Origin of the sequence: Brevibacterium oceani (genome assembly GCF_013623835.1) — a bacterium.
GTDB classification, from domain to species: Bacteria; Actinomycetota; Actinomycetes; order Actinomycetales; family Brevibacteriaceae; genus Brevibacterium; species Brevibacterium oceani.
The window spans coordinates 93,298-116,755 of record NZ_JABKDE010000005.1 but is presented as its reverse complement, the minus strand read 5'-3'; the positions used below and the strand labels follow the sequence as shown (position 1 = coordinate 116,755).

At 67.2% G+C, this 23,458-nt stretch carries 20 protein-coding genes; 11 read left to right on the top strand and 9 right to left on the bottom strand.

Annotated features, from left to right (window positions below):
• Positions 1 to 38 precede the first annotated feature (38 nt).
• Positions 39 to 701 carry a TetR/AcrR family transcriptional regulator gene (locus tag HK401_RS12465; RefSeq protein WP_181274992.1) on the bottom strand — a complete coding sequence of 221 codons (663 nt, stop codon included), beginning with the start codon at positions 699 to 701 and terminating at the stop codon, positions 39 to 41.
• A gap of 292 nt (positions 702 to 993) precedes the next feature.
• On the opposite strand from HK401_RS12465, the gene HK401_RS12460 reads away from it, so the two are divergent.
• On the top strand, positions 994 to 1,572 hold the full coding sequence (locus HK401_RS12460; RefSeq protein ID WP_181274991.1) for an NADPH-dependent FMN reductase: 579 nt from the start codon (positions 994 to 996) through the stop codon (positions 1,570 to 1,572).
• 265 nt (positions 1,573 to 1,837) lie between these two features.
• On the top strand, positions 1,838 to 2,599 hold the full coding sequence (locus HK401_RS12455; RefSeq protein WP_181274990.1) for an SDR family NAD(P)-dependent oxidoreductase: 762 nt from the start codon (positions 1,838 to 1,840) through the stop codon (positions 2,597 to 2,599).
• Positions 2,600 to 2,676: 77 nt separating this feature from the next.
• Here the strand turns inward: HK401_RS12455 and HK401_RS12450 are convergent, their stop codons facing one another.
• Positions 2,677 to 3,309, bottom strand: coding sequence for a response regulator (locus HK401_RS12450; protein WP_181274989.1), 633 nt, complete (start codon positions 3,307 to 3,309; stop codon positions 2,677 to 2,679).
• The gene (locus HK401_RS12445; protein WP_181274988.1) at positions 3,306 to 4,655 is read right to left on the bottom strand and encodes a sensor histidine kinase; all 1,350 of its coding nucleotides are present in this window, start codon (positions 4,653 to 4,655) and stop codon (positions 3,306 to 3,308) included. The genes HK401_RS12450 and HK401_RS12445 overlap by 4 nt, the downstream gene beginning before the upstream one ends.
• A gap of 181 nt (positions 4,656 to 4,836) precedes the next feature.
• Here HK401_RS12445 and HK401_RS12440 point away from each other — a divergent pair, with 181 nt between their 5' ends.
• Positions 4,837 to 5,862, top strand: a complete 1,026-nt coding sequence (locus HK401_RS12440; protein ID WP_181274987.1) for a CPBP family intramembrane glutamic endopeptidase — start codon at positions 4,837 to 4,839, stop codon at positions 5,860 to 5,862.
• Here HK401_RS12440 and HK401_RS12435 read toward each other — a convergent pair.
• From HK401_RS12435 to HK401_RS12425, 3 genes are all read right to left on the bottom strand, one after another.
• On the bottom strand, positions 5,812 to 6,657 hold the full coding sequence (locus HK401_RS12435; protein ID WP_181274986.1) for a hypothetical protein: 846 nt from the start codon (positions 6,655 to 6,657) through the stop codon (positions 5,812 to 5,814). The genes HK401_RS12440 and HK401_RS12435 overlap by 51 nt on opposite strands.
• A gap of 197 nt (positions 6,658 to 6,854) precedes the next feature.
• The gene (locus HK401_RS12430) at positions 6,855 to 8,885 is read right to left on the bottom strand and encodes a sensor histidine kinase (protein ID WP_181274985.1); all 2,031 of its coding nucleotides are present in this window, start codon (positions 8,883 to 8,885) and stop codon (positions 6,855 to 6,857) included.
• The gene (locus HK401_RS12425; RefSeq protein WP_181274984.1) at positions 8,882 to 9,796 is read right to left on the bottom strand and encodes a DMT family transporter; all 915 of its coding nucleotides are present in this window, start codon (positions 9,794 to 9,796) and stop codon (positions 8,882 to 8,884) included. Before HK401_RS12425 ends, HK401_RS12430 begins: the two co-directional genes overlap by 4 nt.
• Positions 9,797 to 9,964: 168 nt before the next feature.
• Here HK401_RS12425 and HK401_RS12420 point away from each other — a divergent pair, with 168 nt between their 5' ends.
• Together HK401_RS12420 and HK401_RS12415 are read left to right on the top strand one after the other, a co-directional pair.
• Complete coding sequence (locus HK401_RS12420; protein WP_258234183.1) at positions 9,965 to 10,696, top strand: response regulator; 732 nt, start codon at positions 9,965 to 9,967, stop codon at positions 10,694 to 10,696.
• Between the two features lie 76 nt (positions 10,697 to 10,772).
• Positions 10,773 to 12,002: a UPF0158 family protein gene (locus HK401_RS12415; RefSeq protein WP_181274983.1), complete on the top strand. Its 1,230-nt coding sequence runs from the start codon at positions 10,773 to 10,775 to the stop codon at positions 12,000 to 12,002.
• Here the strand turns inward: HK401_RS12415 and HK401_RS12410 are convergent.
• Positions 11,989 to 13,020: a nitronate monooxygenase gene (locus HK401_RS12410; RefSeq protein WP_181274982.1), complete on the bottom strand. Its 1,032-nt coding sequence runs from the start codon at positions 13,018 to 13,020 to the stop codon at positions 11,989 to 11,991. The genes HK401_RS12415 and HK401_RS12410 overlap by 14 nt on opposite strands.
• 272 nt (positions 13,021 to 13,292) lie before the next feature.
• Here HK401_RS12410 and HK401_RS12405 point away from each other — a divergent pair, with 272 nt between their 5' ends.
• The gene (locus tag HK401_RS12405) at positions 13,293 to 14,987 is read left to right on the top strand and encodes an acyltransferase family protein (RefSeq protein ID WP_181274981.1); all 1,695 of its coding nucleotides are present in this window, start codon (positions 13,293 to 13,295) and stop codon (positions 14,985 to 14,987) included.
• On the opposite strand, the gene HK401_RS12400 is transcribed toward HK401_RS12405, so the two are convergent.
• Complete coding sequence (locus HK401_RS12400) at positions 14,956 to 15,447, bottom strand: SRPBCC domain-containing protein (protein WP_181274980.1); 492 nt, start codon at positions 15,445 to 15,447, stop codon at positions 14,956 to 14,958. The genes HK401_RS12405 and HK401_RS12400 overlap by 32 nt on opposite strands.
• A complete protein-coding gene (locus HK401_RS12395; RefSeq protein ID WP_258234182.1) occupies positions 15,444 to 16,100 on the bottom strand; it encodes an ArsR/SmtB family transcription factor in 657 nt (218 codons plus the stop codon). Before HK401_RS12395 ends, HK401_RS12400 begins: the two co-directional genes overlap by 4 nt.
• A gap of 415 nt (positions 16,101 to 16,515) precedes the next feature.
• Here HK401_RS12395 and HK401_RS12390 point away from each other — a divergent pair, with 415 nt between their 5' ends.
• Genes HK401_RS12390 through HK401_RS12370 form a run of 5 tightly spaced genes read left to right on the top strand, consistent with a single transcriptional unit; the run spans position 16,516 to position 23,458 of the window.
• The gene (locus tag HK401_RS12390; RefSeq protein WP_181274979.1) at positions 16,516 to 18,153 is read left to right on the top strand and encodes an ABC transporter substrate-binding protein; all 1,638 of its coding nucleotides are present in this window, start codon (positions 16,516 to 16,518) and stop codon (positions 18,151 to 18,153) included.
• Entirely contained in the window at positions 18,153 to 19,244 is a 1,092-nt protein-coding gene (locus tag HK401_RS12385) for an ABC transporter permease (protein ID WP_181274978.1), read from the top strand. The genes HK401_RS12390 and HK401_RS12385 overlap by 1 nt, the downstream gene beginning before the upstream one ends.
• Positions 19,241 to 20,200 (top strand): ABC transporter permease, encoded by a 960-nt coding sequence (locus HK401_RS12380; protein ID WP_181274977.1) that lies wholly within the window; start codon positions 19,241 to 19,243, stop codon positions 20,198 to 20,200. The genes HK401_RS12385 and HK401_RS12380 overlap by 4 nt, the downstream gene beginning before the upstream one ends.
• Positions 20,197 to 22,032 (top strand): dipeptide ABC transporter ATP-binding protein, encoded by a 1,836-nt coding sequence (locus tag HK401_RS12375; RefSeq protein ID WP_181274976.1) that lies wholly within the window; start codon positions 20,197 to 20,199, stop codon positions 22,030 to 22,032. Before HK401_RS12380 ends, HK401_RS12375 begins: the two co-directional genes overlap by 4 nt.
• Entirely contained in the window at positions 22,025 to 23,458 is a 1,434-nt protein-coding gene (locus HK401_RS12370) for an NtaA/DmoA family FMN-dependent monooxygenase (protein ID WP_219921922.1), read from the top strand. The genes HK401_RS12375 and HK401_RS12370 overlap by 8 nt, the downstream gene beginning before the upstream one ends.

The window sequence follows — 23,458 nt, the reverse complement described above, 5'->3', positions numbered from 1 at the left end:
GCGAGGGTGCTGGGCCGCCGTCAGGTAGTGCGGGGAGGCTATTTGGTGTCGGCGATGAAGTCGAGCATGCCCGCCTGGTTGACCGGCAGGCCGAGCAGACGGTTTAGCTCCTCTTCGGAAGGATCGATGCCGAGGATGCGCAGCGAATACTGCGTGAAGTCGCGTTCGATCATGTCCGGGGTCAGGTCGCCGGTGGGCCGATACCACAGCGAGAGCGAGTTGCAGATCGAGTGGATCGCGCGGGTGGCCAGAGTGGAGCTCTCGACGCGGAAGGTTCCCGTGTCGATGCCGGCCCGGACGATGTCGCCCATGACCTCGCGTGCCTCCTTCTGCAATTCCTTGACCGTCACGGCGTTGTCTCCGGTCAGCCGTTCGGTGTCGCGCAGCAGCACGGTCGAGACCGAGACATTCTCCATGCGGTAGCGGGCGAGGTAGCGAACGGCCACGGCCAGCTGATCGACCGGGTCGTCGTCGACCTCGGCGATGACGGCGCGAGCGTGTCCGATGTACCACGAGTAGGCGGTGTGGACGAGCTCGTAGAGAGCTTCCTGCTTTGAGGGGAAGTAGTAGTAGAGTGCGGAGAGGCTCAGCCCCGCCGTCTGGGCGATGTCGCGGATGGATGCCCCGTCGAATCCCTTGTCCGCGAAAGTGTCCCGGGCCGAGCGGAGGATGTTGTTGCGGCCGTTGGTCGAGCGCGCCATGGTCGGGCTCCTTGCCGGCTTTCCGTCGAAGCCTGCTCTTCTATCGAACAATCTTTCACTTGCCCCACGACCATACACGACGAACGGTCCCGTCGGGCCCGAACTCGCAAGGAAGTCGACGAAGCGAGCGCCGAGGATGTGACCAGGGACACGTGCACGACCGGGAATGATTGAGAGTTCAAGCATGTTCGGTGAGGTGGAGCCGGGCACTCCAGCGCCCCGTGCTCTGCCCGCGAACTCGACCACCGAGGTCGTTCACCGGCCGTTACCGCCAACCGATTTGAGGACGTCCATGCTCAACATTGCCATCATCCCCGGAACCTCGCGCCCGCAGGCGCTCAACCCGCAGATCGTCGCCTGGGTCGAGCAGCAGCTCGCCGGCAACGACGACGTCCGCGCCGAGGTCGTCGACTTCGGCAGCTTCGATCTGCCCCTCCTCGACGAGGTGGTTCCGGCCGGCGCGAAGATGTACACCAACGAGCACACGAAGGCCTGGGGCGCGAAGCTCGAGGAGTTCGACGCCTTCATCTTCGTCACCCCTGAGTACAACCACTCGATCTCCGGTTCGCTGAAGAACGCCCTCGACTTCGTCGCCACCGAGTTCAACCACAAGGTCGCCGGCATCGTGAACTACGGCGCCGACAAGGGCGTGCGAGCCGCCGAGCACCTGCGCCACATCCTCGCGAACTACAAGCTCGCCGTCGTCCGCGACCAGACCTCGTTCTCGATCTTCACCGACGTCGCCGACGGTCAGTTCGCCCCGACAGAGGTCTCTGCCGCTCCGTTCGCCTCGATGGTCGCCGACATCGTGGCCTGGGGCGAGGCCCTGAAGTCCGTACGTGAGACCGCCGCAGAGGAGCAGGCCGCCTGAGCCTCATCGTGCTCGCCTGAGCTCGCCCCCACCAGGGACGCGACACCGCAGGCAATCGGATCAAGGCCCGCCGACCGAATGACCGGCGGGCCTCGTCGTACCCGAACCGTCTGGTTCCTGCGACCGTCGGCACCCTCGCCGAGGTGGCTATCAGGCGACCGATCCCCGCGACCGAATCGAGAGCCGCACCGCGAGTGACCGGTCACACAGGGCTGGGCTAGAGTCGAACCGAAGAAACGTTCACTCAGAGATGCGAAGGACACCCATGGATCTGCAGAACACTGTCGCCCTCGTTACCGGCGGAGCCTCGGGGCTCGGCCGCGCCACCACCGAACGACTCCTGGCCGCCGGCGCCCAGGTCGTCATGGTCGACCTCAACGCCGAGGTGGGGCAGCAGGTCGCCGCCGAACTCGGCGACGCCGCCCACTTCGTCACCGCCGACGTCACGAACGAAGACCAGGTCCAGGCCGCCGTCGACACCGCGACCGGACTCGGAACTCTGCGCGTCGTCGTCAACTGCGCCGGCGTGGCCACACCCGGCAAGCTCGTCTCGCGGAAAGGCCCGCTGCCCCTCGACGCCTTCCAGAAGGTGCTGGGCATCAACATCGTCGGCACCGTCAACGTCTGCCGCCTGGCGGCCGCCGCGATGCAGCAGCAGGAAGCGGACGGCGAAGAGCGCGGAGTCATCGTCAACACCGCTTCGGTCGCGGCTTTCGATGGTCAGATCGGTCAGATCGCCTATTCGGCGTCGAAGGGCGCCGTGGCCGCTGTGACCTTGCCGATGGCCCGCGAGCTCGCCGCTTCTCTCATCCGCGTCGTCACGATCGCCCCCGGCATCTTCGAGACCCCGATGATGGCCGGCCTGCCCGCCGAGGCGCAGGAATCCCTCGGCAAGTCCGTGCCCCATCCTGCTCGGCTGGGCAAGCCGACCGAATACGCTCAGCTCGTCGAATCGATCATCGCCAACCCGATGCTCAACGGTGAGACCATCCGCCTCGACGGCGCGATCCGCATGGCCCCGAAATGATCGCCTGACACCCTCATCGAGGTTGCCGTCCGCCCGTTCGCACGCATGCGAGCGGGCGGCGTCCGTCTGAGGCGGCTTCACCTCTTCTCGTTGACCAACAGCGCGAGCTGCACTCGCGAGCTCACCTCGAGCTTGTCGAAGATGCGCGCAAGGTGGGTCTTCACGGTCGCCGTCGACACGAACAGCGCCCGTGCCACCTGTGCGTTCGTCAAACCCTTAGCGACCGCCTCGGCGATCTCCCGTTCCCGACTCGACAGGGATCCGAGCGGATCCGGACCCGGCGCCGAGGTGGTCGGACGGGAGGTCATCAGGGTCTCCAGGGCCGATGTCGACAGGGTCCGGGTGCCGTCGGCAGCCGCGCGGACGGCATTGATGAGGTCCTCGGGCGGGGTGTCCTTGAGGATGTAGCCGGCCGCCCCGGACTGCAGGGCACGGTGGATGAAATCGTCGGTGCCGAAGGCGGTGAGCATCAGCACCTGCGGATGATCGGGGTCGCTCAGCAGGGTCTGTGCGGCCTCGAGTCCGTCGACGACGGGCATCCGGATGTCCATGAGCACGAGGTCGGGACTCAGCCGGCGGGCGAGGTCGATGGCTTCGGAGCCGTCGGCCGCCTCGGCGACGACCTCGATGTCGTCCGCCGCGCCGAGGAGGAGCTTCAGCCCCGAACGCATGAGCGATTCGTCGTCGGCGATGATGACACGGATCGTCATGGTCTCTCCTTGGTCGGAGTGGTGGGGATGCGGGCGCGGAGGGTGAACTCGGGCGTCGTCGTCACCGTGAGATCGCCGCCCATGGCCTCCATCCTCTCCCGCAGTCCGAGCAGCCCCAGACCGGACCCGGACACGAGCTGCTGCGCGCCGGCGCGGAAAGCGGGGGCCAGGCCCGTGTACGGATTGCTCGCCACGAGTTCGAGGGTGCTGTCGCCTGCATCGATGCCGACCGTGATGGTCACCTTCCGGCCGGGAGCATGCTTGACCGTGTTCGTGATCGCCTCCTGAACGAAGCGGTAGACCGTCGTCCTCTCGAGTGCCCCACACCGCTTGAGCATCGAGGAATCGACAGGATCGAGGTACCGCAGTTCGACGGTGTCCCCGCGACCGGCCACGAGGCGGTCGATGTCGGGATCGATGACCGTGCCCTGATCGTCGCTGCGCAGCATGGTGAGCACCTCGCGGAGTTCGACACCGGAACGACGGGCGGCATCAGCGATGAGGCGGGCGTTCTGGCGCACTTCGTCAGGGTCGAGATCCTGCCGCACCGACAAGGCCCCGGAGTACATCGCGATGACGGAGAGGTGATGGGACAGGGAATCGTGCATGTCGCGGGCGATGCCGCGACGCACCTCGGCGATGGCGCGATCCTGTCGGGAGCGTTCGCGCAGCAGGTTCTGGGCGGCCGAGTCGACGAAGCCCTGCTCGCGGGCACCGCAGATGACGCCGACGATGACGATGACGGCGAAGATGACGCCGCTGGTGACGAAAAGCGGGACTTCGAAGGCACCCGCAGTCTGCGGGGTGAGGACATAGGCGGCAGTCTGCCCGGCGACGGCCGCGGCGAGGGCTCCGAAGTCGAGGGCCCAGCTGCGTCTGGCCGACAGAGAGATGAGCATGACCGAGGCGGCGAAGGCACCGAGCGTGCTGACCGTGCCGATGAGGATCCCGATGATGCCGACAGTGACGGGGACCCACCCTCCCGGGCGGCGCTGAAGTGATTCGACGGACCCATCGGCGGCGAGGAACTCCTCACCGCCGTGGCCGGTGACGGTGAGGAACTCGCGCAGCTTCTCCGCGGCGAGGACCTTCGGACGCAGCTGCTTGCGTGGAACCCGCCGCCCGTCGAAGAAGAGGACGATGGGCAGGCAGGCGAGGGCGACGAGTCCGAAGACGATATGGATGAGGAGTTCGGCATTGAGCGCACCCGTCGCCGAACCCGCGTCCTCCACCGTCGGCCATTCGATTCCGACAACGACGACGAGCAGGAGCACACCGACGACTGCGGCGATGCCGGTCCAGAGGAGGGCACGCGCGAGCGGGCGGCGGGCGGGGCGAGGAGTCACCCTTCGACCCTACCCGGGCGGAGGAGGCCGCGCTGTCGTCCGAAAGGATGAAAAGTGTTCGGCCGGGTGGACTCGGGTGCCCGGTCGTAGGCGCTCTGACGTGGACTTTCACCCGATCGGATGACACGAGTCATGCCCTTGGCCGATGGTCGGCGGTCCTCGTTTTCGAGAGGGTGGAGGCATGAGAAATCTCCCGCACACATTCTCTGATCAAGCAGTCCAGCCGTCCGCGAACGGTCTGGATTCGACCGACTCCGACACGGACCCGCACACGGCCACGCCCGTCGAGCCGCCTCGGCGATACCATCGGCAGTTCGCCGACCTGCCGAACCAGCGATGGTTCAAGCCGATCCTCGTGGTCGTCCTGACCGCAGTCTTCTATCTGGTGGCGCTGGTCGCCGAGTTCGGCGGCTTCTTCGTCTGGGCGCTCGTCTCCCTCGGTGCCGGCGGCGACTTCGATGCGTGGTCGGAGAGTCTCGTCGACTTCAACACCCCGACCGGCGTCGTCTTCGGCCTGTTCAGCGTCATCCTCATGTGGCCGGCCGCGGAGCTCGCGACGTTCTGCATCTACCGGCGCTGGTTCTCCTCGATGATCTCACTGGGCCGCGGCGTCCGGTGGAACAGGCTCGCCCGCTATCTGCTGCTGAGTGCGTCCGTGTGGGTGGTCTGCGCAATCGTCATGATCCTCTTCTCCGATGGTGCGATCGGCGGCCTGACCTCGGGAATCGTGTGGAACCGCAACGTGCTCGTCATGCTCGTCGCGCTCATCCTCCTCGTCCCGTTCCAGGCCGCAGCCGAGGAGATCATCTTCCGCGGCCTGGCGATGAACGTCATCGGCAGCTGGCTGCGCCACCCGGCCTGGGCCGTGCTCATCCCCGTGCCGCTGTTCGTCTTCGGCCACCTCTACGACCTGCCCGGGCTCATCGACGTCGGCATCTTCGCCGTCATCGTCGGCACGCTGACCATCATCACCGGCGGACTCGAAGCCGGAATCGCGTTCCACGTGGTCAACAACCTCTTCGCGTTCGGCCTCGGTGTCCTCGCCGGAGCTGACCTCAACGCGACGAGCTCCCCGACGATCGAGGTCGTCATGTCGATCGCCGCCCCGATCATCGTCGGCATCCTCGTGGTCCTCGACCACCGTCGCCGAGGCGGCTCAGTGTCGAGGATGGGTGTCCTGTTCGGTCGCGGGGTCGCCAGGCAATGACGCGGTGCCCGGAGCAGATGGCGAGTCGTCGGTCAGCAGGCGATCCACGAGTTCGTCGGCTGTGATCCCCTCGGCTCGCGCAGCGGCTTCGAGGCGGTCGAGGGTCGAAGGCGACAGTGTCGGGTCGGCTGGCTCCGGCTCCGTCGCCGCGGCGCTCACCGCTGCCGGTTTTGCCCCAGCCTTGAGCAGCAGCGAGGACAGCGGGACAACGACGACGCCGAGCGCGGCGAGGATCCAGACGATGCCGTTGAGCCGGGTCAGCCAGTCGTATTCCCAAGCGGCCTCCACCCAGATCGTGATGAGGACCAGCGCGGTGCCGAGGACAAGGAGGCCGAGAGTGATCGGCAGACCGACCTGCATAACCCAAGACCGCTGCACCAGCAGCAGAATGAGGGCACTGACCGAAGCGACGGCAGTGACGAGTATGCACGACACGAGAAGTTGGTCGGCCACGTCGCCGACGATTGTGCCTCCGGAGCCGGGCACAGGAGCAGTCCACCCATAGGGATCGCCCCAGAGGAACAGAAGACTCAGCGCCAGAGTGAGCACCGCCAGCAGGACTGTGACGCTGCCGAACCATTGTGCACGGCGGCCGATGAGCGTCGCCCCGCAGAATGCGGCGACACTGCATACTCCTGTCACCGCAGTCGTGCCGATGACCTGGAACGTCGCTTCGGACTCGACGTCGCCAAGCATGACGATGATTCCACCGACGGCGGCCAGGCCGAAGGCCACGACGATGACGATGGCGATCGTCCGCCGCAGCACCCGGGCGAAATGGGACGGGCCCCGCACCGCCGATGCATCTGCAGGATCCGACGGCGTGGGTGCCGGCCGTTCCGACAGTGACGCCTGCGCGGATGGGGACGAGCGCTGCTGGGGTGAAGAGAGGTGTTCAGGAGGGGATGATTCAGCCACGGTGACCTAGCCTTCCGGAGGGGATACCGGCTATCAGGATACCTTGGTCGAAAACACCTGCATCCCGATGGCTCTCATTCGGCAGGCACCGACGCTCTGACCTCGAACCCGCCATTGTCGGTCGGTCCCACCTGCAGGGTCCCACCCAGCGCTTCGACGCGCTCCCGCATTCCCCTGAGTCCGAAACCTCCGCCGAGGTGGCTCTTCGCTCCAGCGACCGTGGCCGCCTCGGCGTCGGGGGTGCCATTGACCACGGTGATCTCCAGGCGCTGCCCGACCTGGGCGACGGTGACCGATACGGAGGATCCGGCTGCATGGCGCAGAGCGTTCGACAGGCTCTCCTGAACGACGCGGAAGGCCGTCAGGCTCGACGTCGGGGAGAGGACGGGTGCATCATCGGGGAAGTCGAGCGTGACGCTGGCCCCCGATCCGCGGGTGACGTCGACGAGCGCGGGAATGTCCTCGAGGCTCGGCTGCGGCGCGAGGTCGGCGTTCCGACCGCCGCGGAGGATCGCGAGCAGGCCCCGCATCTCGGTCAGTGCCTGCCTGGCCGATGAGGCCATCGAATCGAATTCGCCGAGGCTGCGCTCATCGAGCTCGGGCAGCCGGTATTTCGCCGTCGTCGCCTGCACGCTGATGACCGACATGCTGTGCGCGACGACATCGTGGAGTTCCTGCGCGATCCGGTTGCGCTCCTCGAGTTCCTGCCGCTTGGCCAGTTCGGCGGCGCTGAGCTCACGTTCGGTCTCGAGCTGACGGAGACCTTGGATGAGGAGGTTGCCGATGACGCCGATGAGCCCGGCACCCGCGGCGATCGCCATCGTGGTGATGACGTTGGCCAAAGCGCCTGCGAACCCGCCGGCGTGCGGCAGGATGAGCGCGAGCACCCCGATGACGGCGCTGAGTGTCCACAGTGCCACCAGCCGAATCCAGCTCTGCCGCAGTCCGATGATGAGGTGGAGGAACACGAGCGCCAGCAGCGAGGTGACGGTGAACGGCCACACCTCACCCGAAGTGCCCGAGGTGAGCACGATGCCCGCGATCTGAGCTGCGAGTCCGAGTCCGATCCCGACGTTGGGCCAGCGGACGGCGAGGACGAGGGCGACGCTCAGGGCGAGGGCGATGAGCATCGCGAAGACCGTCGGCACGCCGTAGAGCACCGTCGTCACCGGCCAGGAGATCGCGACGAGCACGACCCCGACGAATCCTGCGATCAGCCAGAACCAGCCCAGACCGCCGGTGGCCGAGGAGAAGACGGCAGGGTTCGGTGACGATGGGACCACCGCTGCGGTGATGCCCGGGTGGGAATTCGAGTGCGCCTCGGTCGTGTCGGCGGACAGGGCCGCGCGGATCGTCACGATCTCGAGCAGAGCCATGGCATGGAGGATGAAAGGGAAGGTGAGGAGAAGGATGAGTCCGACGACGAGCTGGAAGGTCGCCTCGGCCGAGAATCCGAGGTCCGTGACGGGGGAGTTCGTCACCCATGCGACGACCCAATCGACCGTATTCCCGCCTCCCTCGGGCAGGAACCGACCCCAGAAGAAGAACGTGGCACCGCCGAGTCCGCCGAAGAACCACACCGCGGCGACGGAGAACGTGAGGAGCCGGACCGGCAGCGCGAACACGGCCTCGATGAGCAGATCCAACCAGGCACGAGCATCACCTAAGGGAGCCAGCCACCAGCGGAGTCCGCGTCCGCGGGGACGGGGAGCCGCCTCGGCGATGGGAGCACCCCACGCACGGGCACGGGCGCGGGAGAGACTGCCGAATGCGCGCGCGACGGTCAGCGTCAGCGGCAGGAGGAGGACACCGACCCAGACGATCACCGTGGCGATCGAGACGGAGAACAAGGCGATGAGCACCGGGAACGCGATGAGGGAGATGATGAGGCCTGGCGCAATGAGCCCGGCATCGCGGCCGAGGTTGTGCCAAAGCCGACCCCACCAGGACCGGTCCCGGGCCGCAGGGGTCAGCGCCGAGGGTCCGTCGGGCGGACCTGTCGGCTGTGGCTCTGCTGGGTGGGGCACCTCTTCAGAGTACGGGGTCGTGGGGTGGGGCCCATCGACGGAGGAGGTCACATCTGTCGGGGCAGTGGAATTGTTCATGACTGGGCTCCTTGGTGGGCAGGTGCGGCTGGGGACGATGGGTGTGTGCGGGCCGGTACGGCTTCACGTGCGGGGCCGGGGGAATCGAGGACCTTCGGGTGGAAGCGGGAGAGCATCCACACGCCGCCGACGCCGATGCCGGCGGAGACGAGCAGCCCGGCGACGGCCAGCGGGGTGAGGCCTGCGTATTCGCCGAAGAACGCGGCACCGATGATGACCGCGACGATCGGGTCGATGACGGTGAGGCCGGCGAGCACAGTCTCGGCGGGACCGCAGGCGTAGGCGGTCTGGACGAGCCAGAACCCCGCCGCCGAGGCTGCCCCCACCGCTGCGAGCAGCAGCCACCACCGTGCTCCCCAGGCATCGAGTCCGGGCAGACCGGCGACGACGACCGACCGGGCGAGCACATGCGTGGCCGCGGCGACCGTGCCGAAGACGATGCCGGTCATCACCACGCGCGGGATGTGCCCGGCGGAGCTCATCGAGAACAGGCCCGCGAAGACGCTGAGGGCGATGAGCACCGCGAGCAGCCATGTCACCGATTGGTCGGTGGAGACGATGTCGTGGGAGTGGCGCGCCGAGGTGGTCACGAACGAGAACACCCCGAACAGGGTGACCGCGATGCTGATGAGCAGCGGGGCGCCGAGGCGGAGCCCGAAGAACCGCCTGCCGATGAGGGCCGCGAAGACGAGGGAGACCGCGCCGATGGGCTGGACGATCGAGACCGGGCCGAGCCCGAGGGCGATGACGTTGAGCACGGTGACCAGCCCCATGAGTCCGAGGCCGGTGACCCACGTGGCTCGGCGACGCAGGCCCGGGGCCATGACGGCCACAGCATGATGCTGGAAGTGTGTGCCCAGGGCCAGGCAGAATGCTGCTGCGGTGGCGAGGACGATGGCGGTGATGATCATGAGCGTCACGCTAAGGAGCAGGTCTGCCGAAGCACATCATACGAACGAGTGAAAGAGCACGGGCCGGGGTGCTACCTGAGGGTGAAAATCGCGGATGTGGTGCCGCCGGGACCGTATTCCCGCAGGTTTCGCGGGTGACTGTGACCGCGGTTCGGGTAGGTTGGGACCATGCCAGGATCTGAGGGAACGCAGGACGGGTACGGGGGAGCCGCCTCGGCGAGTGTGCCCCCACCGTCGTCGACGACGATCCGGGTGGCCATCGTCGACGATCAGGCGATGGTCCGGCAAGGGTTCGGGGCGCTGCTCGACGCGCAGACGGACATGCAGGTCGTCGGCAGCGCGGAGGACGGAGCGGCCGTCGTCGACCTCGTCCGCCGCACCGACCCCGACGTCATCCTCATGGACATCCGCATGCCCACCCTCAACGGCCTCGACGCCACCCGCGCGATCTTCGCCATGCCCGGCGAACACCCGCGCGTCATCATGCTCACCACGTTCGATGCAGACGAATACGTGTTCTCCGCGCTGAGAGCGGGGGCCAGCGGATTCCTCCTCAAGGACGCCACCGCCGAGGATCTCATCACCGCCGTGCGGGTCGTCGCCGGCGGGGAGTCGCTGCTCGCTCCCTCGGTGACGCGCCGGCTCATCGCCGAATACGTCGCCGGTCCCACCGTGGCCAAGGACACCGCTGTGCTCGGGCAGCTGACGGACCGGGAGATCGACGTGATGACCCTGGTCGCGAAGGGCCACGCGAACTCTGAGGTGGCCGAGCAGCTCTTCCTCGCCGAGCAGACGGTGAAGACGCACGTATCGCGGATCCTCGGGAAGCTGGGCCTGCGCGATCGCACCCAGATCGTCGTCGCCGCGTACGAGTCGGGGTTGGTCGTCGCGGGGAGCTGAAGGGGCGGGGCGACTCCGGGGCGCGGGTGAAAGTGGCCCCTTGGCTCCGAGAGACTGCGGCACGCATACTTGAACGATGGCGAACACATGGCTGGATATCGAGGTCGAACTTCTGGGCGGCAGAGGAACCACTCTCTGGCCGCGACCGGGGAGGGCATTCGCAGTAGGCCCGTCGCATACCTTCGCCGACCTTGCCGAGGCGGTCAATACGGCTTTCGCCCGATGGGATTTGGGTCATCTCTCTGTCTTCACCCTGTCTGACGGAAGGGTGCTCACGGACGAAGTGAGCGCCGAGGAATTCGGCGCCGATGAGACCGGGCCGCTCCAGCACGCACTCGATTTCACTCAAGTGACAGTGGCAGGCACGGTGGCGCCCGGCGACGAGTTCAGCTTCACCTTCGATCTCGGTGACAACTGGGTCCACCGGTGCAGCGTGGGCACCCGGCAGTTCGACCCGGTCGCAATGTTCGGGGAAGTGCCCGACCGCCTCGTGGCTCATTGGGGGTGGGGCGCGATGCCCGACCAGTACGGCAGGCGATGGGCGATCGACGATGGGACGGAACCGGTCCCGCCCGAACCGAAACCCGCCGATCCGATGCTGCAGCGGAACTGGCCTGACGGGGACGATCAGCCGCTCGTCGACGGCCGAGAGGTCAGGGCCGCCACAGCGACGAAGGATGCCGACCGTCTCATCGCCGCACTCCTCGGCAGGCACATCGACGGCATCCTCCAACAGCTCGGCGAGGGGCTGTCCATGGCACTCGAGCGTGACCGTGAGAAAGCCGGGACGGTTGCACTCTCCGTCATCAATCGCCTGACCTTCCGCGGCTTTCCCGGTGACAGCGAACTCGCCGAGGCGCTGCTGGCGAAACTGCAGAACCAACAGGTTCCCGGCCTCGACCTGACCATCGACATCGACATGCTCTCATTGGTCCACGAAGGGGAGTTCGATGAGTCGACCGGAGGCTATATCGACCTCAGGAGCGGAGAGGTCATCGATGCGTACCTGGTGGAATACGGTGACGACCATATCGACTTCGAGGACGATCCCGACCGATGGATCTCCTTCGATCGTGCAGAGACCAAAGACGCGTGGAATGACATGCAGGCCTTCGTCTCCAGTCTGCGCAATCCGCAGACCCGGGACAACGGACTGCTCGCGATCGAAGGGACCGGGGCCTTCCGGCGGTTCCGTCGGTTCGTCGATGAGCACGACCTCGGCGACCGATGGGTTCAGCTCTCTGAAGACCGGAAGTACGGGCGGGCGCGACTGATTCTCGCCGAGAACGGAATCAGGGTCGTGTGACGCGTGAGCCGAGATCCTTGATGATCGTCTCGGCCGAGCCTTCGCGCGCATTCCGGTAACCGGTCCCGGCCCACAGATGCAGGCCGTGCGGGTCGTCTGCCTTCTTTGCCGCAGCGCGGAACTCCTTCGTCAGGTGGTGTACCGCTGGGTACGCATCCACGGCGACCCCATCGAACTGACGGACGAAGTCGTTGACCAACGTTCGGGCCGGGCGACCTGTGAAAGCCCTGGTCAGCTGGGTCTGCGTGAACTCGTCGGCAGCCAGCGCGGCGCGGTGCGTGGGCGCAGTCCCCGCCTCATCGGAGCGCAGCAGCAAGGTCCCGACGACGACGGCGCTCGCCCCCGCATCGAGGAGCTCGGCGACCATGTCCTCGCTGTCGACTCCGCCTCCCGCCGCCACGGGCAGGGCCACCTCGGCGAGGATATCGCAGAGGAGATCGACGGTCGTCCGATCCTCGATCTCCCGAGTCGGGTCCGCGGTTCCCGAGTGCCCGCCGGCTCGCGGACCTTGAACGATGAGGCCGTCGACTCCGTATGAGGCTGCGGTGCGCGCTTCCTCCACAGTGGTCACGGTCGCCACCACCTGGGTGCCGACGGTATGGAGGCGGTCGACCACCTCGGCGGTGGGCAGGTTGAACGTCGTCGACACCAAGGGAACGGGGTGTGCGATGAGCCAGTCGACCTTCTGCGCATAGTGGTCGTCATCGTCGACGGGCTCGGGATTGAGAGTGACTCCTCGTTCGGCCGCGGCCGGTTCGAGGGCGGAGACGAAGGTGTCGAACGCCTCGCGATCGATCGGGACGGGATTCGGGGCGAAGAGGTTGACGCCGAAGGTCTTCGTCGTCTCACGTATACGGTCGATGAGCGACGCGAGAGCCTCGGCGGTGAGGTACCCGCCGGCGACGAACGGGAACCCGCCGGCGCGAGCGACGGCTTCGGTGAGTTCGGGCGTCGTCGTCCCACCGGCCATGGGTGCGCCGATGATGGGCAGGCTCGTCGTCTCGAAGACGATCGTCATGGGTGTCTCTCCTTGGTCTCGACCGGTGGCGGACGTGCTCGCTGCCATTCTCACACGCACGTGTCTGCGGGGTATCGGACGGTCGGGTGATGGGCGGCCGGGTATCGGAGTCTGGGTATCGGGTGGGGGAGTATCGGGTGGCCGGCAGACGGCATCACCCGAAAGTATCGGTCGGCGGAGTCGAGAACGCCCCTCTGGCGTGATGCGGCGGGAGACATTCACTTCCTAACTTCGGTGTCATCGCACCTGATCGACTCGGACGAAGGACCACCATGTCACTCACACTCACTGAACCCCCGGCACCACGTGAGCGCCCAGTTCACGAGGCAGGACCAGCCACGACCCCGTCAGCCGGGCCCGGCTCCCGCATCGGCGAATCAGCCGCCGTATCCGGACTCGACCCAGCCCGCCCCCGCCGGGACCCGGCCATCGACCTCGTCCGCTTCGCCTGTCTCATCGTCGTGATCGTCCTCCACTCGATGATGAGCGCAGCGGTGCTCGGACCCGACGGCACCGTGGTGCCCACCGTCGCGTTGTCCGACACCTCCGGATTCGCCGTCGCCTCCTGGTTCTTCCAGGTCATGCCCTTGTTTTTCGTCATCGGCGGGTGCGCGGGCATCATCGCCTGGCGCCGCACCCGCGCCCGAGGCGGAACCTGGGCCGACTACCTCCGCGCCCGAGTGCGTCGACTCGTCGTCCCCGTCACCGTGCTCATCGCGCTGACCGGCCTCGGTCTGTCCGTGGCTTCGGAACTCGGCGTCGCCGCCGGCCTGCTGGCCGAGGCGAGCCGCCGAATCGGCCAACCGCTGTGGTTCCTCGCCGTCTACGTCGGCCTCACCGCGCTCGTGCCCCTGGCTGTGCATTTCCACGAACGATCGCCGAGGCGGTCCCTCGCCGTTCTGGCCGGTGCCGTCATCGTCGTCGACGGTGTGGTCGCGGCAACCGGGGTGCACGGACTCGGGTATCTCAACTTCGTCCTCGTGTGGCCGCTCATCCAGCAGCTCGGCTTCGTCTACGCCGATGCGCTCGAACGTCCGGTACGCAGGCTGCGGACGTGGGTGGTGCTGGTGACCGCGCTGCTGACCGTGATCGGGCTCGTCTCCGCCGGGGTCTACAGCCCCAACATGCTCGTCAACCTCAACCCGCCCACCGGTGCTCTGGTCCTGCTCGGCGCGGTCCAGATGTGCGCGCTGCGGCTCGTCCACGCACGGCTCAACCGGATGCTCACCCTCAACGGGGGTGGTGGGCATGACGATGACAACGCAGTCTCTGGAGGGCAGAGCGGCACCACCATCGACGAGGCGGCCCCCGGCCCCCGAATTCTTCGCGCGCAGATCTGGCGTTGGGTCATCGACTGGGGCAATCGATTCGGAATGCAGGTCTATCTCTGGCACATGAGTGTGGTCATCGTCCTCATCGGCGGGCTCGGAGCTCTGGCGCAGACGGTGTCGGGAATTCCGGCAGTGTGGGGACTCCCGGGACTGGTCGGATTCGTCCTGCCTGACATCGGTTCCGGCTGGTGGTGGGCTTCGAGGTTGCCATGGCTGCTCGTCGTCATGGGACTCTCGGCGCTTGTTGCCATGCTGGCCGAGCGGATTCCCTTCCCCTCCGAACGAGGACTGGCTGCGGCGGGCCGAGGGATCGGCCGGATCATCTGTGAGATGCGCGGGAATGCGGGCACGGCCGGAGTGGGAACACCGCGAGATGCCGGCCTGACTCCTCACGTACGAGCTGTGACTCCTGAGGTTCGGACGCTGACTCCTCAGGTTCGTGCGGCAATCGCAGTCGCTGCCGCGACTGCCGGCATCGCCATCGCCCTGCTCGTCGGAATCGCACCGCTGATCTGGACGGTTCTCGCGCTCGCCCTGCTGATGGGCTCGCTCGTCATTGCCGCCGGCCTTGGCTCGAGAGCCGCTCGTGTCCCAGGAGCAACGATCACTCCACAGCGGCGGCCAGCTGGTCGGTGACGGTGCCCCAGCCGTCGAAGAAGCCGAGCTCTTCGTGGCGGGCCCGCTGCTCGGGACTGCCGTGCCGGACCACGGCCGTGTAGTCAGTGCCGTCGGCGTGGTCGGCGAGGATGATCTCCGTGGTCATCGCCACCGGGTCGGGCAGAGCCGGATGCCACGAGCTGTTCACTGCATTCGTGAACACGAGACGGTGACCCTCCTCGACGACGAGGAACACCGCGTCGACATGCGGGTGCCAGTTCGTTCCGTCGTCGCTCATCCGAGTGGAGAAGGCTCCTCCCGGAGAGAGTTCGAGGGCATCGACGCGCAGGGTCAGCGGCGCTGGTATCCACCACTGGGCCAGCTGGTCCGGGGTGGTCCAGGCGGCCCAGATCTTCTCCTTCGGTGCGCGGATGATCCATTCGATCTGGAGGTCGAGCCCCGGGTCGAGATGGCGGGTGCGAGCGGGACGAGCGGTCATGATTCTTCCTCGAAGTCGGTGGTGCCGGATGGAGCATTTTCGCTGGTGCTGGTGCTGGTGCTGGCGCTGGTGCTGGTCCTGGTGCTGGCGTTGCCGGTGGTGTGCGAGCCGTCGGTGGTGTCGGGTGCGGAACCGGTCGTGACGAAGTGTTCGAGCCGGTCCGTGCTCTCCTCCCAGATGCGGCGCTGGTCTGACAGCCACGAATCGAGCAGCCGCAGTCGGTCCCGATTGAGCACGCAGGTGCGAACCCGTCCGGTCTTCTTCGTCCGGATCAGTCCGCAGTTCTCAAGCGTCCGCACGTGCTTCATGAACGATGGGAGCGAGATCGCCAGCGGCTCTGCCAGCTCTCCGACACTCGCCGGACCGCGACCGAGGCGATCGACCACCGTCCTGCGAGTGGGATCCGCGAGTGCTGTCAGCACCGCATCGAGCTGATCCGAATACTTAACCATGAAGCTAAGTATTGCATAGCGGCTCGCTGTTGGGGAGGGGTGGCGGCCATTGAGTTCAGGGGGAGGTGAGCCTTCGGGGGGAGGGGGTGTGCGGCGGCCTCCTGCAGTACGGGTCGGGCCTCGAATGTGACGGAGGATGACGAATTCTGAGCCGCCGTATTGTTGAGCAATATGGATTACTGATACCGTGATGATCGTCAACGAAACACGGCATCACTTCAACAGAGGGCATGATGATCGCTTTTAAGAACTCACAGACCTGGGCGCTGTCCGCACGGTTCGAAGCTCTTGATTGCCACATGCTCATGCCGATGTTTCGGCCCCTCAAAGGCTGAGTTTCCCGGCGACTTGCGCCGCATGACGCTCGCTGCGAGCGGATTCTCCGCACTCTCTCCGGCTGACGGCCGCCACGCGCGGCCTGCCTGCAGCACTCGAGTCCACGGGCGCTCGAATATCCGATTGTCCAGATGACGTGTTGAGCAATCATTGCTGAAGAAGAGGACATTTTCGTCTCGGCTCGCGCCAGCCTCGGCTGCTGCGCCGGCCTCGGCTCGCTCACGCATACTCGCGCTCATCTCTGACACCACATCCACCTCCGATACCACTCAGGACACCCATGACCACCATCGCCTCTCCCGCCGCCGGCTCGATCACCTCACCCAGGCGCCGCAGCCGCTTCGCTCTCGCCGCACTCGCGGCCGGCTCCCTCCTCCTCGCCGGCTGCTCCGGATCGGCGGCGGCCGATGGCGACAACGTCACGCCCCAGAACGGCGGAACACTCAAGGTCGCCTATGACGTCGACCCGACGTGCCTCGACGGCCAACAGGCCGGTCAGAACGTCACACTCAACATCACCCGCCAGATCACCGACTCGCTGACCGATCAGGATCCGAAGTCCGGGGAGATCAAGCCCTGGCTCGCGAAGTCCTGGGACGTCTCCGACGACGCGAAGACCTTCACCTTCCACCTCCGCGACGGAGTGAAGTTCCAGGACGACACCAACTTCACCTCCGCCTCGGTGAAGGAGAACTTCGAAGCGATCGAAGACCTCGGGGCGAAGGCTTCCCTGGGTCAGACCTACCTCGATGGGCTGAAGTCGATCGCGACTCCCGACAAGCAGACCGTCACGTTCACCTTCGACAAGGCCAACGCCCAGTTCCTCCAGGCGACCTCGACGATGAATCTCGGCTTCTACGCGTCGAAGACGCTCAAGCAGACTGCAGAGCAGCGCTGCACCGGAGACGACCTCGTCGGCACCGGCCCCTTCGCCCTCGACAAGGTTGAGCACAACAAGGCGATCTCGCTCACACGCAACGACGACTACGACTGGCCGTCGTCGCTCGCTGCTCACGAGGGGCCAGCCCACCTCGACGGCATCGAATTCTCGATTGTCCCCGAAGCCTCGGTGCGCAACGGCTCGCTGCTGTCCGGCCAGGTCGACGTCGACACCTCCGTGCAATCCCAGGACGAGAAGACCCTCGAGGCCCAAGGCCTCGACATCGTCTCCCGCGCCAACCCGGGCGTCGTGTACAACCTCGTGCCGAAGGCCACCGGCACGATCGCCTCGGACAAGGCGGTGCGCAAGGCCCTGATCAAGGGCATCGACCGGGAGCAGCTGAAAACGGTCGTCTCCGAACATCAGGCTCCGGCCACCTCGGTGCTGGCGAAATCGACCCCACAGTACGAAGACCTCTCCGACCTGCTCGCCTACGATCCCGACGGGGCGAAGAAGCTGCTCGACGACGCCGGCTGGAAGGAAGGCGCCGATGGCATCCGCGCCAAGGACGGGAAGAAGCTCAAGACGACTCTGACCTACTGGCAGGACGCACCGTTCCTCGAACTCGTCCAACAGCAGCTGCGCGAGATCGGCTTCGACCTCCAGCTGGAGAAGAAGACGATCGCCGAGGTCACCGCCCTCCAGGCCGAAGGCAAAGAGGACTTCACGTTCGGCAACCTCACCCGATCGGACGCCGATATCCTCCGCAACTACTTCGGCGCGGACGAGCAGAACGCGAACGCGCGCAAGCCCGGAGAGGTCGACAAGGTCCTCGCCCGCACCACCGAGACCCTGGACGAGGACGAACGGAAAGCTGACTTCACCGAGGCCGCGAAGCTCATCCTCGACGAGGGCTACTCGATTCCGGTCGTCGAACTCACCGGCATCGTCGGCACGGGCAAGAACGTCCACGACTTCACGTTCGAAGCCTCGTCGCGCTACCAGCTCTACGACACCTGGCTCGGCGGTGAGCACTGATGAACCTGCGCTACCTCGCCTCCCGACTGGCCCAGGGACTGCTCGTCCTGTGGATCGCGTTCAGCTTGAGCTTCTTCCTCCTCTACTGGTTGCCCGGTGATCCGGTCATCACGATGCTCGGCGCCGGGGGAGAGCTGCAGAGCTTCGACCCCGCCGAGGTGGCTCGCCTGAGAGCCGAATTCCACCTCGACCAGCCGCTCATCGTCCAATACCTCTTCGCCCTCGGCAACCTCGTCCGCCTCGACTTCGGCACCTCGATCCAGGCCGGCACTCCCGTCACCGAGGCGATCGCGGCGGCCCTGCCCTCGACGCTCGCACTCGCCGCGTTGGCCCTGGGACTGGCACTCATCATCGGGACCGTCATCGCTGTGACAGCGACCCTGACCCGCAGGCCCTGGCTGCGTGACACCCTGGCCGCCCTGCCGGGACTCGGCGTCGCCCTGCCGACCTTCTGGGTCGGGCTCATGCTGCTGCAGGTCTTCTCCTTCCGCATCCCGCTCTTCCCCGCTGTGGGCACCGGAACCCCGGCCGCCATCGTGCTGCCGGCCGTGACGCTGGCGATCCCACTGTCGGCGATCATCGCCCAGGTCCTCTTCCGGTCACTGCAGAACGCGTGGATCCAACCCTTCGTCACGACCTACACCGCCTCGGGCTACACCCGCCTGCGACTGCTGCTGCGCCAGGCCCTGCCCGTGGCGCTGCTGCCGACGCTGACGATGGGCGGGGTTCTCTTCGGGCAGGCGCTCGCCGGATCCGTCGTCGTCGAGAACGTATTCTCCCGGCAGGGACTCGGTCGGCTCGCCCAGACCGCTGTGACCGGACAGGACATCCCGCTCGTCCAAGGCATCGTCCTCTTCGCCGCGGCCGTGTTCGTCCTCGTCAACCTCATCACCGACCTCACCTACCCGCTGCTCGATCCGCGGCTGCGTGCCGCACGCCGGAAGCTCGAATCGACAAGCGGGAACACCCTCGCCGAGGCGTCCGATCGTGCGGACGGGTCCGCCGGTGCCAGCCCGGCTGGGTCGACGGCAGTGACCGCAGCGGCTGGATCGACGGCAACGGCGACCGGAATCGAAGGAGCGCGCGCATGAGTCTGGCCACCGAACTGCAGAAGAACTCCCGGACGGCTCCTCCCGGGCCCGGCGCGAACCTCGCCCACGACGACCACGTCACCGGCGGCAGTGATCTGGCCGCCGGCGGTGTCCGCCCCGGCGGGTTGCGTCGCCTCACCTCGGCGGTGGGAGCCTTGAGGATCGGGATCGTCGAGGTCATCGCGATCATCGTCCTCGGTCTCGCGGCACTCGCCGCCCTGTGGCCCACCCTGCTCACCAGCGTCGATCCGCTCACCGGCAACCCAGCCGACCGGCTTCTGCCGCCTGGTGCCGAGCGCATCTTCGGCACCGACCAACTCGGCCGTGACGTCTTCGCCCGCACCGTCCACGGTTCGGCGCAGACGCTGTCGGCCAGCCTCGCCGCCGTGCTCATCGGGGTCGGTGCGGGTGTGCTCATCGGCCTGCTCTCCGGGTTCTTCACTGGGGTGCTCGATGCGATCTTCATGCGCACCGTCGACGTCCTCCAGGCCGTGCCCGGTCTGCTGCTGTCGATGGCCGTGATCACTGCGCTGGGCTTCGGCACCCTCAACGTCGCCGTGGCCGTCGGCGTCGCGGCAGTGCCTTCGTTCGCCCGTCTCACCCGCGCCGAGGTGATCCGGTGGCGGTCGACCGAATTCGTCCGCGCCGCCCGCGCCGACGGACTCTCCGCCATATCGGTCCTCGCTCGACATATCCTGCCCCAGGTCAGAGGCCCGATCGGGGCGCTGCTCGCGCTCGAGTTCGGGTCCGCGGTGCTCGCCGTCTCGGCCTTGAGCTTCCTCGGCTTCGGTGCTCCGCCGCCGCAGCCCGAATGGGGTCTGCTCGTCTCCGAGGGGCGTGACTTCCTCGCCGCCGCCTGGTGGATGACGACGTTCCCCGGACTCGTCGTCGCCGCAGTGGTGCTCGCCGCCAACCGCCTCTCCCATGCCGTCAACTCCGAGAAGGAATTCCGATGATCAACACCGATCTCCTCGCCTGGCCCTCGGCCGGTGCCGGCACTGAGCTCCTCGACGACGACCGCGTCGAGTCGACCGACGACGAAACCCGCACCGCGACGACCGCCGCCACCTCCAAGCGCCCGCCCCAGGGCCCACACGTCCTCGAGGTCGCGGGGCTGAGCGTGACCTACCCCGGAGCGCCCGCCCCGGCGATCGCCGATGTCGACATCAGCCTGGCCCCCGGGGACACGCTCGCGATCGTCGGAGAGTCCGGGTCCGGAAAATCGACGACGGCCGCCGCCCTGACCGGACTCCTCCCGGCCGGGACGAAGGTCGACGCGAGAACGCAGAGCCACCTCGGCGAGGATCTCATCGGGGCGAAGCCGCGCACCTGGCAGCGGATCCTCGGCACGGGAATCGCCTATGTGCCGCAGGACGCGGGTGCCGGGCTCAATCCGGTGCGCACGATCGCCTCCGCCCTGGCTGAGACGCTGACGGTCAACGGGTATGCGAAACCGCAGATCAGACCCCGCATCGCCGAGGTGCTCACCGCCGTGGGACTCGACCCGGAGACCCATGGGCGGCGGTATCCGCACGAGCTCTCCGGCGGGCAGCGGCAGCGCGTGCTCATCGCCAATGCGATCGCCGCCCGGCCGGCGCTCATCATCGCCGACGAACCCACCTCGGCGCTCGACGCCACAGTCGCCAAGCAGGTCCTCGACGTGCTCAGCGGCCTCGTCGCCGAATCGCGGACCGCACTCGTGCTCATCACCCACGACCTCGGAGTCGCGAAGGAGCGCGCCGCGAAGCTGCTGGTCATGCAGGCCGGCCGCATCGTCGAGACCGGACCCACCGAGCGTGTCCTGGCAGAGCCCCAGCACGCCTACACGCAGGCGCTGCTCACCGCGGCTCCGCACCTCGGATGGGGTCGGCTGAGTCCGAGCCCCGGAATCGTGCCCGCCGGTGCTGCGGGTGACTCCGCCACCGGGGCGATCTCGACCGATTCTGCGACCAGGGCAGACGCTGCCCACGCCGGCACCGAGGTGGTCCTTGCCGGGGACGGCATCGTGCGGGACTTCGGCGGGGATCATCCCGCCGTCGCCGGACTCGACGTCGCGCTGCGGGCCGGATCGACGGTGGGAATCGTCGGCGAATCCGGGTCGGGGAAGACCACCTCGGCGAGGATCCTGCTCGGTGCCGACCGCGCGGATGCCGGCGAGATCACGCTCCACGGTACGGACCTGACCGCCTATCGTCGGAAGGACCTCGGTCGGCGCATCCGCTACGTGCACCAGGACTCGACGGCTGCCCTCGATCCGCACTACACCGTCGAGCGGATCCTCACCGAACCGCTGCGCGGACACCGCATCGTCGCTCGGGCCGATCGGCCCGCACGGGTGCGGGAGCTGCTCGACTCCGTCGCCCTCGACCATTCGCTGCTGGGGCGCACGCCGCGGGAGCTCTCGGGAGGACAGCGTCAGCGGCTCGCGATCGCCCGGGCGCTCGCCGTCGATCCCGAGGTGATCATCCTCGACGAACCCGTCTCGGCACTCGACGTGGGCGTGCAGGCGCAGATCCTGCAGCTGCTCGTCGACCTGCAGGCCCGCCTCGGCGTCGCCTACCTCTTCATCTCCCACGACCTGGCCGTCATCGAACAGATCGCCGACGAGGTGATCGTCATGAAGGACGGCCGCGTCGTCGAATCCGGGCCGACCGCCCGCGTGCTCCACGAGAGCCGCGATGACTACACGAAGGCACTCATCGACGCCGTGCCCTGCTTCGACGACTCGGCCGTGCGGACCACCGACCACCTCATTGACCCGACCCCGACAGGAGAGCACCATGCCTGACCTCCACAGCACCGACCAACGACGCAGCACTGACAAGCCTCGCAGCATCGACAACCACGCCGGCAGCATTCCCGGCCAGCCGCGGCAGGTCCACCTCGCCGCCCACTTCCCGGGAGTGAACAACACGACCGTGTGGTCCGACCCCGCCTCGGGCAGCCACATCGAATTCGATTCGTTCTCCCACCTCGCGAAGACCGCCGAGGCGGGACTCTTCGACTTCTTCTTCCTCGCCGAAGGCCTGCGCCTGCGCGAACACCAGGGCGAGATCTTCGACCTCGACGTCGTCGGCCGCCCGAACACCACCGCCGTGCTCTCCGCGCTCGCCGCCGTCACGAAGCACATCGGCCTGGCGGGCACACTGAGCTCGACCTTCAACGAACCCTTCGACATCGCCCGCCGGCTGGCGACCATCGACCACCTCTCGAACGGTCGCGCCGCATGGAACATCGTCACCACCTCCAACGCCTTCACTGGTGCGAACTTCCGCCGCGGCGGCTACCTCGACTACGCTGACCGCTACCGCCGTGCCGAGGACTTCATCGACGTCGCCCGGAAACTCTGGGACACCGCCGCCGGCGACGGGTCGTTCACACACGACAGCGACTTCTTCGACATCTCCGGCCGCTTCCCCACCGGCGCGCTTCCCGGCGGGCACCCCGTCGTCTTCCAAGCCGGGGACTCCGACTCCGGCCGCGACTTCGCCGTCGGCTCGGCCGATGTCATCTTCACCCGCCACTCCGACCCCGAATCCGGTCGGAGGTTCTACGCGGACGTGAAATCCCGGCTGGCCCGCTACGGCCGGACCGAGGACTCCCTGAAGATCTACCCGGGCGTCTCCATCATCCTCGGCGACACCCCCGCCGAGGCGGCCGAGCGTTCCCGTGAGGTCGCCGCTCAGCAGGTCAGCGAGGCCGGAGCCATCGCGTTCCTCGAACGCGTGTGGGACCGCGACCTCTCCGCCTTCGACCCGAACGGCCCCCTGCCCGATGTCCCGCCGGCAGCCGAGTCGATCTCCCAGGGACGGGTCAAACACATTAAGGACGCGGAAGCGACGATCGCGTCCTGGCGGCAGATCGCCGAGGCCGAGAAGCTCACCGCCCGCGAACTCGTCATCAGGGTCTCGACCCGCCATTCCTACGTCGGCACCCCGGCCCAGGTCGCCGCCGACCTCGCCGAGGCGGTCCGCACCAGGGCCGCCGACGGCTTCATCCTCGTCCCCCACCTCACCCCGGGCGGACTCGACGAGGTGGTGGCGAAGGTCGTGCCCGAACTCCAGGAGCTCGGCGTCTACCGCACCGAATATCCGGACGGGTCCCTGCGCGAGAACATCGGACTGCCCGCGGCCCGCCCGGCCGCGGACTGGGTGGAGAGCCGCAATCGTGCCCGCAGCGCCCACACCGGCGCAGAACTCAAGGAGGTGGGCTGA